This is a genomic window from Thermomicrobiales bacterium (genome assembly GCA_023954495.1).
Lineage (GTDB): Bacteria > Chloroflexota > Chloroflexia > Thermomicrobiales > CFX8 > JAMLIA01.
This window is the reverse complement of sequence record JAMLIA010000091.1, coordinates 1-12,457: the sequence shown is the minus strand read 5'-3', so window position 1 is coordinate 12,457 and position 12,457 is coordinate 1. Positions and strand designations below refer to the sequence as shown.

The 12,457-nt window shown below is 65.1% G+C and carries 11 protein-coding genes; 4 read left to right on the top strand and 7 right to left on the bottom strand.

The window, feature by feature from the left end; translation table 11 throughout:
• Positions 1-5: 5 nt before the first annotated feature.
• Positions 6-554, bottom strand: a complete 549-nt coding sequence (locus M9890_13775) for a cob(I)yrinic acid a,c-diamide adenosyltransferase (GenBank protein ID MCO5178021.1) — start codon at positions 552-554, stop codon at positions 6-8.
• Between the two features lie 375 nt (positions 555-929).
• On the opposite strand from M9890_13775, the gene M9890_13770 reads away from it, so the two are divergent.
• Together M9890_13770 and M9890_13765 are read left to right on the top strand one after the other, a co-directional pair.
• Positions 930-2,285 carry a S41 family peptidase gene (locus M9890_13770; GenBank protein ID MCO5178020.1) on the top strand — a complete coding sequence of 452 codons (1,356 nt, stop codon included), beginning with the start codon at positions 930-932 and terminating at the stop codon, positions 2,283-2,285.
• Between the two features lie 39 nt (positions 2,286-2,324).
• On the top strand, positions 2,325-3,938 hold the full coding sequence (locus tag M9890_13765; GenBank protein MCO5178019.1) for a molybdopterin-dependent oxidoreductase: 1,614 nt from the start codon (positions 2,325-2,327) through the stop codon (positions 3,936-3,938).
• On the opposite strand, the gene M9890_13760 is transcribed toward M9890_13765, so the two are convergent.
• Positions 3,911-4,270, bottom strand: a complete 360-nt coding sequence (locus M9890_13760; GenBank protein MCO5178018.1) for an HNH endonuclease — start codon at positions 4,268-4,270, stop codon at positions 3,911-3,913. The genes M9890_13765 and M9890_13760 overlap by 28 nt on opposite strands.
• Before the next feature lie 100 nt (positions 4,271-4,370).
• Between M9890_13760 and M9890_13755 the strand changes: the two genes are divergently transcribed.
• Both M9890_13755 and M9890_13750 read left to right on the top strand, forming a co-directional pair.
• Complete coding sequence (locus tag M9890_13755; protein ID MCO5178017.1) at positions 4,371-5,570, top strand: CoA transferase; 1,200 nt, start codon at positions 4,371-4,373, stop codon at positions 5,568-5,570.
• Positions 5,570-6,310: a hypothetical protein gene (locus M9890_13750; GenBank protein MCO5178016.1), complete on the top strand. Its 741-nt coding sequence runs from the start codon at positions 5,570-5,572 to the stop codon at positions 6,308-6,310. The genes M9890_13755 and M9890_13750 overlap by 1 nt, the downstream gene beginning before the upstream one ends.
• 367 nt (positions 6,311-6,677) lie before the next feature.
• Here the strand turns inward: M9890_13750 and M9890_13745 are convergent, their stop codons facing one another.
• From M9890_13745 to M9890_13725, 5 genes are all read right to left on the bottom strand, one after another.
• Positions 6,678-7,160, bottom strand: a complete 483-nt coding sequence (locus M9890_13745; protein MCO5178015.1) for a cbb3-type cytochrome c oxidase subunit I — start codon at positions 7,158-7,160, stop codon at positions 6,678-6,680.
• A gap of 3 nt (positions 7,161-7,163) precedes the next feature.
• The gene (locus tag M9890_13740; GenBank protein ID MCO5178014.1) at positions 7,164-8,408 is read right to left on the bottom strand and encodes a cbb3-type cytochrome c oxidase subunit I; all 1,245 of its coding nucleotides are present in this window, start codon (positions 8,406-8,408) and stop codon (positions 7,164-7,166) included.
• Positions 8,409-8,411: 3 nt separating this feature from the next.
• Positions 8,412-8,645: a DUF542 domain-containing protein gene (locus tag M9890_13735; protein MCO5178013.1), complete on the bottom strand. Its 234-nt coding sequence runs from the start codon at positions 8,643-8,645 to the stop codon at positions 8,412-8,414.
• A gap of 210 nt (positions 8,646-8,855) precedes the next feature.
• A complete protein-coding gene (locus M9890_13730) occupies positions 8,856-12,200 on the bottom strand; it encodes a hypothetical protein (protein MCO5178012.1) in 3,345 nt (1,114 codons plus the stop codon).
• Positions 12,197-12,457, bottom strand: a 261-nt coding sequence (locus M9890_13725) for a hypothetical protein (GenBank protein ID MCO5178011.1), incomplete at its 5' end; no start/stop codon positions are given. The genes M9890_13725 and M9890_13730, both read right to left, overlap by 4 nt.

Genomic DNA, 12,457 nt, shown 5'->3' with positions numbered 1-12,457 from the left:
CCCTGTTACCCACGCTCCGCCTTGGCGGGTGTCGGGATGACTCCGGCGCAGTGGTCCTCGAAGCGCGCCAGGATGAAGAGCAGCGACGACAGGCGGTTGAGGTAGGCCAGCAGGTGGTCGTTGTCGATGTCGCCCTCGTGGGCAAGGCGCACAGCCAGGCGTTCGGCGCGACGGACGACGGTGCGGGCGACATCGAGGATCGCGCCGCTCTGCGTGTCGCCGGGCAGGATGAAGTGCGGCGGCAGTGGCACGTCGGCCTCCAGTGCGTCCGTCTCGGCCTCGACGCGGGTCACGTGGTCGGCAGTGATGTGATAGCGCTGCTGGGTCATCTCGGGGGTGAACGCGAGCTCGGCCATCATCAGGTAGAGGTCACGCTGCACGTCGATCAGGATGCTGCGTGTGCGGTCGGAGCTCGCCATCGCGCGCGCCAGCCCGATGACTGACGTTGCTTCGTCGATCGTGCCGAATGTCTTCGGTCGCTCGGCGAATTTCGGCACGCGGCCGCCCAGCAGATCGGTATAGCCCTTGTCTCCGCCTCGCGTGTAGAACGGCACCTGATCCTCCGATACCTGTCACGAATTTCGCTCACACCGTACTCTCGGTTCGGACGCTGTGCAATGTGTCTGCGGGAGAAAAGGGGGAGAGCCCGCCAGGTGCGCATCTGGCGGGCTCTCTGGGGTCCGATCCCGATTACACGCGGGACCGACGTGTGGGGGTAGGGGGTGGTTGGTTGTCAGCGTTTTTCGAACGCTGTAGTTACTATGAACCCCGTTGCTGAACCACGTATGACCCGAACCTGAAATCTGGCTGAAATCTTCCGGCAGACTGAGGCAGCGCTTCTATCGTCCGTATACTTGCCAATCAGCACCCTTGCCGATGTCCGGCACGCGCCCGCGACGGACCCGAACCGAGCAGAGACGACACCGAGAATGAATACATCTGACTATCCAGACGCGCCGCAACCCGGAGACCAGCCTGCGCTGCCACCAGCTCCGCGGTCTGCCCCACCATCGCCGCCGCAACGTAGTGGTTCGAGCGGCGCGGTCAAGGCGGTCGTGTCATTCGTCGCGCTCAGTCTGCTGCTGTTCGTCTTTGCCGGCGGCATGCTGTTCCAGCGCTTCGTCGTCAACCCGCCAAACGGCGGCGCGAGCGCAGCGGAGAGCAGCACCAACGGTCCGGACACGATCAATCAGGTCTGGGATCTCATCCAGGATCAGTTCGTCGATCAGGAAGCGATCAACAACGATCAGATGACCAGCGCCGCGATTCAGGCGATGCTGGAGACCCTGCACGACGAGGGCCACACCCGCTACCTGACTGCAGAAGAGAGCCAGGCGCAATCCGAGTCACTCTCGGGTGAATATGTCGGCGTCGGCATTCAGGTCGAGCAGCGTGACGAGGGCATCGTCGTGGTTGCGCCGATCGACGGCTCACCGGCAATGGAAGCCGGCATCCGGCCCGGCGACATTCTCGTGTCGGTCGATGGGCAGGATGTCACCAGCCAGTCCGTCGATGACGTCGTGAAGATCATTCGTGGCCCGGAGGGCACCGACGTCTCGCTGGAGTTCCGTCGCGCCGGGCAGGATGCCACGGTCAAGGTGGTACTCACGCGCCGGAAGATCGAGGTCTCATCCGTCTCCTGGGTCATGCTGGACAACAACATCGCGCTCATTCGCCTGTCGCAGTTCACGTCCGGTGCCGGTGACGATGTCATCCAGGCGCTTGGCGAGGCGAAGGAGCAGGGTGCTGAGCGTGTGGTCCTCGACCTGCGCAACAACCCCGGCGGCTATGTCAATGAAGCGATCAAGGTTGCATCGACCTTCGTGCCGGAAGGATCGACCATCTTCATCAGTCAGTTCCGCGACGGCAGCCAGGAAGAGCACACCGCCGAAGCACAGGCGCAAAACATCGGCGATCTACCGCTGATCGTGCTGGTCAATGAAGGCGCGGCATCGTCCTCGGAGATCGTCTCCGGCGCAATCCAGGCCAACACACCGAACGCGACGATCATCGGCGAGCGGACCTTCGGCACCGGCACCGTCCTCAGTTCGTTCAATCTGGATAACGGCGGACGAGTGCTGCTCGGCACTGAGCTGTGGCTGACGCCAGACGGACGCATGATCCGCGACCACGGGATACGCCCGGACGTGATCGTTGGCCTGCGCGACGGGCAGTTCCCGTTCGTACCGGTCACCAATTCCGGACCACCGCCGAGCGACCTGAACGACTTCCAGCTCGAATGGGCGATCAACGTCCTGCAGAACATCAATGCGACCGCGCCGTAGCCACCCTGCGGCGCTGGCCGCGCATGAATGAGGCCCGGCATGGCCGACAACATACATTCCACTCGTGATCGCCGAACGACGATCGTGCTGGCGACGGCGGCCGGTGTCGCCGTCATCGGACTCTGGGCCGGTCTGTATCAGGCCAACCTGACGACCTACCCGCCTTTCGATCTGGCAGACCTGCTGATTCGCTTATCGCCGGGTGATGCGGCGACCTGGGCTATTGAAACATTCGGCCACCTCGCCCAACGTCTCCTGCTGGCGTTCGGCGTCCTCATCTGGATCGCGGCGTGGCCAGTGGTCGCGCTCGCCTGCGGCAGCCGCCGACGTCTCGCCTGCGCGATCGCTGCCGGAGGCTCGCTCCTCGCCGCGCTCGCGCTGGCACGCTGGGCGGGAGACGCGGACAGCCTCGGTCGCCTGCTCTGGCTCATTGTCGCGTTCGGGCTGACTGCCGGGCTCTGCGGCGTGTTGCTGTATCGCCTGCTCGACACGCTCGACATGTTGCGCTCCGAGCAGCATCTGGCGGCGCGGGAGGACTGGCTCTACCAGCCGGGCAACTCCGGTCGGCGGCAGCTTCTGCGACAAGCAGCGCTGGTCGCGTTCGGGCTGGGCATCGGCGGTATCGCGGTCGGCCGCATCACCGGCGCGATCCTGCGGCCGGATGCGCCGACTGCCGCCGGGCAGGCCCTCACAAACGTGCAGATGCCGGACGCAGCAGCGAACGCAACACCAGCCGCCGAAATCATCCCCGACAGTGGCGACTTCCCAGCGCCGGAGGGCATGCCGCCACGCTACACGCCAAACGACAACTTCTATCTGGTCGACATCTCAACGCGCGACCCGAACATCGCCGAAGACGGCTGGTCGCTGACGATCGGCGGCCTCGTCGAGCGCGAGGTCGTTCTCGGCTGGCAGGACTTGCTGTCTCTTCCGGCCGTCGAACAGGACGGCACGCTGATGTGCATCTCCTTCACCTGGGACAGCGGCCTGATCTCGACAACCCGCTGGACCGGCGTGCCGCTCCGCGATGTGCTACAGCGCGCCGGTATCCAGGATGGCGTCGTGGATCTCGTCTGCAATGGCGCGGGAGGCTACTCCGACTCGATCCCGCTAGCCAAGGCGCTGGAGCCAACGACGCTGCTGGTCTACGGCATGAACGGCACGACGCTGCCGCGCAGCCACGGCTTCCCCTGCCGCCTGTATGTCCCGAACCTGTACGGCGAGAAGAACGTGAAGTGGCTGGAGCGCATCGAGCTGGTCGATCACGACTACGAGGGCTACTGGCAGGAGCGCGGCTGGACCGACGACGCGACGATCCAGGTCATCTCGACCATCGAGACGCCGCGCGGCACTGTGCAGCCAGACGCGGACGGCAACGTCGCGCTGGGCGGCATCGCCTTCGCCGGATCGCGCGGTATCGAGCGCGTGGAAGTGCGTATCGACGACGGTGAATGGCTGGCCGCTGCTGTTGAGCCATACGAGCCGGTGTTCGTCTGGCAGCGCTGGCGCTATGACTGGGCAGCGACCGGCGGCGAGCATCGGGTGACGGTTCGCGCCGTCGACGGCGCGGGGCAGGTGCAGATCGAGGCCGAAGCCGATCCACATCCTGACGGCATGACCGGCTATCAATCGGTGCGGCTGGTCGTCGCCTGACCTGGCTCGCGCCAGCGTGCCCGCCGCGTCGTCAGCAGCCGGGTGACTAGCGACTCGTACTCCTTCATCCTGCCCCGTCGACGCTTCGGCTCATCCCAGTGGACACCCTTCTCAAAGTTACAAGCCGGGTGCGCCAAACCAAGGTTGAGCAAGTCGTTGGTGCCCCCTCCGCGACGCGGCACGATGTGCTCGACCGTCGCGCCGATGCCGGTGTGCGCATCGAAGCGCAGCGGTCCGTTGCAGATCAGACACTTGCCGATCCAGTCGCCATCAACGAGGCGAAACGTGCTGTCGGTTTCGGCAATTGCCTGCATCAATTCGGCGTGGGGCATGGACGTTCGTGCTCCAGGCTTCCGTGATACGCTAGCCATACGCCACGCCGAGAGGGGCTGGTCGCGGATCGATTCAATCACGAAACGTAGGAAGTGAACGATGACGGAGAGCAACGGACCGCTCGACGGTATCCGGGTGCTGGATCTTTCGCGAGTGCTCGCCGGGCCGTATTGCACGATGACCCTCGGCGACCTCGGCGCAGATGTTATCAAGGTCGAGCAGCCGGGCAAGGGTGACGACACGCGCGCCTGGGGCCCGCCCTGGGCCGGTGGCGAGGCCGGCTACTATCTGACGGTCAATCGCAACAAGCGCAGCATCACCGTCGACATCAAGTCCGAGCGGGGCAAGCAGATCATTCGCGATCTGGCGCGCGAGAGCGACATCATCGTTGAGAACTTCAAGCACGGCACGTTCGAGCGGCTCGGCCTCGGCTTCGACGACCTGCGCGCCGACAACCCTGGCCTGATCTGGGCCAACGTCAGCGGCTACGGCCCGACCGGCCCGATGGCCAACAAGCCGGGCTACGACTTCATCGCGCAGGGCGAGGCGGGCATCATGGCCATCACCGGTGAGCCAGACGGCGAGCCGATGAAGGTTGGCGTTGCCGTCGTTGATGTCACCGCCGGCCTGTTTGCGACGATCGGTATCCTCTCGGCGCTGCACACACGCGAGACGAGCGGCGTCGGCCAGCGCGTCGATGCGACGCTGTTCACTTCCGCGATCGCCTGGTTGGTCAATGTCGGGCAGAACTATCTCGTCTCCGGCAATCCGCCCAAGCGCTACGGCAACGCCCACGCCAACATCGTCCCCTACCAGACGTTCCGCGCCCGCGATCAGCACATGATCCTCGGCGTCGGCAACGACCGCCAGTTCCAGGCACTCTGCGCGATCGTCGAGCGACCCGAGCTGGCGCAGGACGAGCGCTACGCGACCAACGCAGCGCGCGTCGCCAACCGCGAGGAGATCATCGGCATCCTGCAGGAGCTGCTGGTGACCGAGGACGCTGACCACTGGATCGCAGCCTGCGATGCGGCCAACATCCCCAGCGGCAAGATCAATACGATCGAGCAGGTCTTCCAGCATCCGCAGACGCTGGCGCGCGACATGCTGGTTGAGATCGAGCACCCGACTGCCGGACTGCTGAAGATGGCTGGTATCCCTTTCGCCATGTCGGAGACGCCGCCAACCGTCCGGCTGGCACCGCCGACGCTCGGCCAGCACACCGACGAGGTGCTGCACGAGCGCCTCGGATACGACCAGAGCACCATCGACCAGTTGCGTAACGACGGGATCATCTGATGACAGACGCTGAGGAGCCGACCACCCCACCGGAGGAAGCAGCCGCAGAGACAGCCGCTGCCGAATCCGACCAGAGCCAGCCCGCCACGTCGGCCTCTCGCGAGGCGATCCTCGAGCGCATCAGCATCTCGCTGCTGAACGCCGGCATCGTCATGCCGGCGGCGGAGTTCGTCGCGGCGGTGCGTACTGCCGCCGGGTACCGCGTCAACCCGCGTGAGATCGACACTGCCATCGCGCATTTGCAGAACGCCGGTATGGACATCGACGCCGCTGCCGTTGCCGAGCTCGCCGGGGCGACGCGCGGCGACCGCTCGCAGCGCCAGCAACGCCACGCCGAGGAGTGGCGGGCGCTCGGCGCGACGATGACGCTGAAGGGGCTGGATGGCAGTCCAGCGGGTCAGCGCGACCTGATCGGCGCAGCCCGTGGCGTCGCCGGTCCCCGCGCGACCGATATCCTGCTGCTCCGTGTGGCGCTGGCCCTCGGTTCGCTGAACGCGCCGTTCGACGCCAAAACGATCGGCGGGATCGCCAACCGGCTGGCGCGCAGCGCGCCGGACCTGACGCCCGACGACATCTCGGCGCTCGTGCGTCGCGAGCTCGGTGTCATGCGCCGCGCCATGCGCCCGCGCGCCAAGCGTCAGTCATCCGTCGGCGCGCGCCGCACCGGCAGCCACAAGACCCGCCCCGGTCGTCGCGGCGGCGGCGGTCTCAAACGCACACTGCGCGACCGACGGAAGTAGGGCGGGTGTTGCTTTGAGCGCCGCTGTCCCGCGTTTGACTGGCTCCGGCGGGTGGGAGATTTCTCACTGCGGTTCGAAATGACAGAACAAGAGGGAAGTTGCCAATCCGATCGGCCGTCATTGCCAGCAATGGCGAGCAGTTCGGCCCGACAGCCACTCTCGTATCCTGTCATTTCGAACCGCAGTGAGAAATCTCCCACCCGTTAGGCAGGCCAGAATCAAAAGCGGCAGGGTGATGTAGTCAACGCGGTGGCTGGGGATGCTTTGATGTCGTGGGGTCCGGCCGGGCGTATGCAATACGCCCGTTTTGCCACCCAACCCGCCAGACCGGCACCCCACCACATCCGTGGCTCGCCCGCGCCGCGCCCTACTCCTTCTCCGCCCCCTGCCCGCGCACCGGCTTGCCGTCGCGGACGAGCTTGGCGGGGCGGGGAATGAGGCGTTGCCAGATCTGGGTGGCGATGATGAGGACGGCGGCGAGCTGGAGCAGCGAGGAGATCACCTCGCCGGCGTCCTGCAGGCTGCCGGTGTGTCCGGCGCGACCGAGTGGTTCGGCGACGACGCGGGTGAGCAGCCCGAGGTTGAGCAGGACCATGCCAACCATCGCGAGACGTTCGTTATAGCCGTAGGGCAGGTCGGTGTTGCGTTTGCGCGGCAGCAGCCAGTAGCCGACGCCGATGGCGAACTGCAGGAACCAGCCGACGAACAGCATGTGGCCGTGGGTCGGGGCGAACCAGAGCCGCCAGCTGCCGGGCACCAGATCATCAGAGAGCATCAGCGAGCCCAGGATGACACCTGCCACGAGCCAGAGCAGCGCAGCGCGCGTGTAGAGGATGCTGACGCGATCCACAGGCTAGCGAGCAGTTTTGGGTGATGGCGAGAGCGACACGTTCGAGATCGTCGCTCGCACCCGCTTACGGAAGGTAGCGGCGAGGATCGTCGCGAACAGCATCAGCGCAGCCATCGTTGTCAGTCCACCGATCATGATGAGCATGGTACCGCCATCGTGACCATATTGTCGCCAGTACCAGCCGAAGGCCAGCGTCACGACACCGACGATCTGCAGGATGACCTGCCCCAGCGCGAGGCGCGGCCAGCGTAGCGGTCGGCCGGCAAAGCGTGGCAGCAGGTAGTAGCCAACACCGGCGATCAGCAGGCCAGCGAAGCCGAACAGGTTGATCGAAGCGTGGGCGGTCCGCAGGCGGTAGCCGGCAACCGGGTCGAGCGCGAACCAGCCGCCCAGCAGCACGCCGCTCGTCAGCGCGACGCAGGCCGCCGTCACCCCGACGCGCGAGACCAGCGGCAGGCCGACGATCATCGGCAGGATGTTGACGACGAACAGCACCAGCATCGCCGCCTGCGACACGCCGCCGAGCGCGAACAGCCAGCGGTGGTTGATCGCCAGGGCGACGATCATCAGCGGCAGAGCCAGCGTCGCGACTCGCAGGTGCACCTGGATCATGCGCGCCGAGCGCCAGCGCAGACCAGTCCAGCGCGAGAGCGTGTGGTAGCAGACGCCCGAGGCCATGTTGAGAAACCAGCCCAGTAGCATCGCGTGCGCCCAGACCAGGTCCCAGCGGCCACGACTCGGCGTCCAGAAGCGCAGCAGCAGCCCGACGATCAGGCCGAGGATGAGGTACATACCCGCCTGACGGGTGAAGCTGATGCCGACCTTGTCGAGCTGGACCTGCTCCGGGAAGGGCAATGGCGGCCCAACCTGCGTCACCGGTTCGGAGCGGAACAGCCGCATGATCGAGATCATGAAGCAGAGGCCAGAGACGAGCGCCAGCGTTGCGCCGAGCGTCTCCAGCCTGCCGTTGGGCACGGCTCGCCCCAGGAACGTCGTCCAGCCACCCAGCACCGCCAGCACGATCGAGGCAGCCATGACTCGTGGCTGCTGCCAGGTGCGACGGCTGAAGACCGGCACGATCCGGACGTTGACCGCCAGGATCATCGGCGTGATGGCACCCAGCACGACCAACGCAACCAGCGCGCTCCAGAGCTGCGGATGATCTGGAACGAACGCTGTGCAACCGGCCGCAACGGTCAGGGCCAGCGCCGAGAACAGCGCTCCGAGTGGGACGAGCCGTGGAAACATCGACTACGCGGTCGGCATGGTCAGATCGAGCGCGTTGAAGACCGTCGTAAAGATCTCCTCGGCGTCGATACCGTGCAGACGGGCAGCCTCGGCGATGGGATGCTCACCACCGCAGCACAGGTCGAAACCGTACTGCGCCAGCGGCTCCATCAGCTGCGGATAGCGCTCAACCAGAACGCGAATCTTCTCGGTCCGGATCTCCTCGGTCACGGTCGCATCGGCTCTCACGGTCGCCATATCGCAATCCTTCTTTCTGGAAGCAAACGATCACTCCAGACCTAATCGTTCCGTGTGGCGCTGCTTCCTGCTATGAGAATTGTCACACTTCCTCAACCGAAATGTCGAGAAAGTCTGGATGGACAAAAGAGAACCCCCGCGCCCTGGTTGGGTGCGGGGGCTTCGGGTTGTCACGGGCGGTGATCGCTCACCGCCCGCTCGGTTGCGCTGCTAGCGGCAGCGACCCGGACCGATATAGCAGTTGTTGAAGCGTGACAGCGTGTTGGCCAGCGCCGTGAACTGCGCCTTCTGGCTGCTATTCATCGATGCGACCTGTGCCGGCGTGTAGGTCTCGAAGAGAACCTTCGCGGCGTACATCGCGTCCACGACTTCCTGCGGTGCCGAGGCACCACGGAGCAGGTTCAGCTCAGCGACGATGTACTGCTGGGCCAGACCGTAGTAGGTGACGTCGTTGCCACGCGGCATCATGACCAGGATTGATCGGAACGAGTACGGGCTCTGGAAGAACTTGGTGTTGGCGGCCTGTGGGCCCACCAGTTCCCAGGTCGAGTCATACCCGCGGCGACCACCCTTGTCGGCCATGTTGACCCAGTAGCTCAGATTCTGCGTGCAGTCGCAGACTGCCAGCAGCGGAACGTTGACGTTCACGCTCCAGTCGTCAGAGCCGTTTGTGCCGGTGTCGTTCGTCACGTAGGTCGCGACATTGTCGATGACCTGGTTCGTACCGGCCGGGAACGGCCCGACCGTCAGCGGATAGTTCCAGGTCTGGCTGGCGGCTGAAGCATCAGCGCCGGCCGAGACGGTGCCGAGATATCCGAGCAGCGAGTCGTTCACCGTGACTTCATCGTCGACGATGCTCGACGGAGCGCCGACCGTGACATCCAGCGCGTGAGCGAACGGCACGCCGCCGATGGTCACGGTTGTCGACACAGTCGCCGTGCCCGCCTGCGGGAAGTTGTCTCCCAGCGGTGCCGTGAAGCCGCACGTTGCCGTGCCGCCGGCCGGGACCGTCACCGAGCCGTTGGTGATGGTGCAGCTGTCACTGGAGGTGAACGCTGCTGCAACACCGTTGACATTTCCGGCGAGCTGAACCGTCATCGCCGCGTTCGGGTTCGGGTTATTGACCGAGATCGTGCCGTTGATCGTCAGGTCGCCATCCTCCGGCGTGCCGGTAACGGTGACCTGATAGTTGATCGTGCCTTGCTGCCAGAACGGCAGCACCAGCGTCGTGGTATCGGCCGTCTTGTTGACGTCCCAATCCCACGTGCGGGTGTAGTCGGCTGTACCGGCCGCACCAACGACAGGTGCGTAGCAGTCGACCGCTACCGAGGCGGTGTCAGAGTCACCGGTCTCGGTGATCTCAGCCGTGTTCTGGTGCGTGTAGCTGTAGTGGCCGTTGACGTAGTCGGCCGGGTCACTCGAGCAGACCAGCTGGTCCGTGTAGGTCCAGGAGTCGTCATCCGACACCGGGCCCCACGTCTCGCCGTTCGTGTCGTCGACGTTCACCGCGTTGTGGCCAACTTCGGTGATCGCCGCGTTTTTGAAGTCTGCTGTTGCCGTGCCGCTGGCCGTGCCGTTGGCCGAGCCGAGCGTCTGGGCATTCCACGTCGCCGTCGCGGTGTTCGTGCCGCTGACCGGGTTCGGGGCGGCCGCGAAGGTGCAGGTGTAGGCCAGCGAGACGCTGCCCGCTGCTGCTGCCGTCGCTGCCGGGACGACCACGCTGTCGGCATTCGGGACGGTGCAGACGCCACCGTTGTTGATCGCGTCGGTCACCGCAACGGTCACTGCCTGGAACTGGTTCGGGTTCGTGACGGTGATCGTGCCGGTCACGACCCAGGCACTGTCAGTCGTGGTCTTGTCCACGCTGACGGTGTAGGTCGGATCGGCGCTCTCGCCTGCGAACAGGTCGAGATCGGCCGGATCCACAACCTTGTTGATGTCCCAGGTGTAGGTCCGGACGAACGCGGGGTTGGCTGTCTTGCTGACGGTAAGGTCGACAGCGCCGCAGACGGTAACCGTCTTGCCGGTCGAGTCGATCGTCGTCTCGCCAACCTTGATACCGGCCGTGTTGGTGTAGGTGGTGCAGACACCAGCGACACCGGCCAGATCAATCGCGTAGTTCCAGGTCTGCGTGGTCATCGTGGACGTGTCCGAGCCGACCAGGGTGCCCAGGGTCACCGGGTTCACCGGATCGGTCTTGTCGTCGACGATGGTCACGGTCTTGTTGGTCGTGCCGGCGATAGCCATCGTGAAGTTGGCGCTCGCCGGGGCCGAGCCGCTGGAGGTGCTGTAGGTATCAGCATTCCAAGTCACGGTTGCACTGTTGGTGCCGGACAGATTCGGGGCTTCCTCGCCAGACCATGTGCAGGTGTAGGCGAAGTCGAGCGTACCGGCGGTGCCAGAGCTGGCGGCCGGGACGGTGCCGGTTGCGCCGTTCGGGAACGTGCAGCTCCAGCCGGTGCCAATGGCATCGGCCACGCTGACGGCCACACTCTGCCACTCGTTCGGGTTGCTGACCGTGACGGTGCCGGAGACGGTGTAGCCGCTATCGGCCACGCCGGTCTGCGATGCCGTCACCGTGTAGTTGAAGGTCGCGTCGGTACCAGCCGGAACGTTCTGGCTGGCGGTATCGACGTCCTTCGTGATGTCCCAGAGGTATTCGCGGTCGAACGACGCGTTCGCCGTCTTCGCTGCGCTCAGGTTTGCACCGACGCAGACGACAACCGACTCACTAGCAGTTTGCGAAGTCTGCGAGATTGTCGCGGTGTTGTCGTAGGTCGTGCAGACCCCGGCAACGCCGTCGTAGACGACGGTGTAGACCCACTGCCCGGTAGCCGAGAAACTCTTGGAGCTCGGATCGGCGGCCGGATCACCGACGGTGATGGTGTCGTAGCCATCGGTCGTCGTCGTGGCCGTGGCGAAGTCGTAGCTTGCCCCGCCCGACGCGGTGCCGGTTGGCGTGTGCGCCGTTGCACTGTTCCAGGTCGCCGTGCCAGTGTTCGTGCCACTGCCCGGGTTGCTGGTGAAGGTGCACTGGTAGGACTTCGTGACAGACTGGCTCGCCGGGACGACGACACTGGTGCCGTCAGTCACGGTGCAGGAGCCGCCGTTGTCGATCGCATCAGTGATGTCGACCGTCACGGCCTGCCAGTCGTTCGGGTTCGTCACAGTGATTGAGCCGTTGACGACCCAGGCACTCTGAGTGACCGTCTTGGTCACGTCAACCGTGTACTCGATGCTTGCCGACTCGTCGTCAGCGATCTCAACACGTGTCTGGTCGGCGTTCTTGTTGATGGCCCAGGTAACGGTCCGGTGGTATGCCGGAGCCGCAGTCTTGGACACCGTCATGTCGGCACCGACGCAGACCTTCACCTGCTGCGTGTCGGACTGGCCGGTCTCAGTGATCGTGGCCGTGTTGTCGTGCGTCGTGCAGGTGCCCGCCGTATTACCGGTGAACTCGTGCGCGTAGGTGAACACCTTAGTCGTCGGTGCGGTTGGCGGATCAGTCGCTGTCACCGTGGTGAACGTGCCACTCGGTGCCAGCGGGTCGGTCACGTTGATGGTCTTGTTGGTCGCGCCCGCGACGTCAGGGTGAAGCCCGCCGTGGCGGTCGCACTGTTGTTGGTCGTGTGCGCTGCTGCTGCATCCCAGGTGATCGTCGCCGTGTTCGTGCCCGTGTAGGACGGCGAACCGGTGCCGGTCCAGGTGCAGGTGTAGTTCACACTGGCCGTGCCGGGATGTGTGGAGTCAGTCGCCTTCGGGACGACGACACCAGTGCCATCGGTCACGGTGCAGGTCCAGCCTTCGCCGAT

Bases quoted from the DNA above. Each gene is read 5' to 3' on its own strand.
- M9890_13770 (MCO5178020.1), top strand. From the start codon at position 930: ATGAATACATCTGACTATCCAGACGCGCCGCAACCCGGAGACCAGCCT.
- M9890_13765 (MCO5178019.1), top strand. From the start codon at position 2,325: ATGGCCGACAACATACATTCCACTCGTGATCGCCGAACGACGATCGTG.
- M9890_13760 (MCO5178018.1), bottom strand. From the start codon at position 4,270: ATGCCCCACGCCGAATTGATGCAGGCAATTGCCGAAACCGACAGCACG.
- M9890_13755 (MCO5178017.1), top strand. From the start codon at position 4,371: ATGACGGAGAGCAACGGACCGCTCGACGGTATCCGGGTGCTGGATCTT.
- M9890_13750 (MCO5178016.1), top strand. From the start codon at position 5,570: ATGACAGACGCTGAGGAGCCGACCACCCCACCGGAGGAAGCAGCCGCA.
- M9890_13740 (MCO5178014.1), bottom strand. From the start codon at position 8,408: ATGTTTCCACGGCTCGTCCCACTCGGAGCGCTGTTCTCGGCGCTGGCC.
- M9890_13735 (MCO5178013.1), bottom strand. From the start codon at position 8,645: ATGGCGACCGTGAGAGCCGATGCGACCGTGACCGAGGAGATCCGGACC.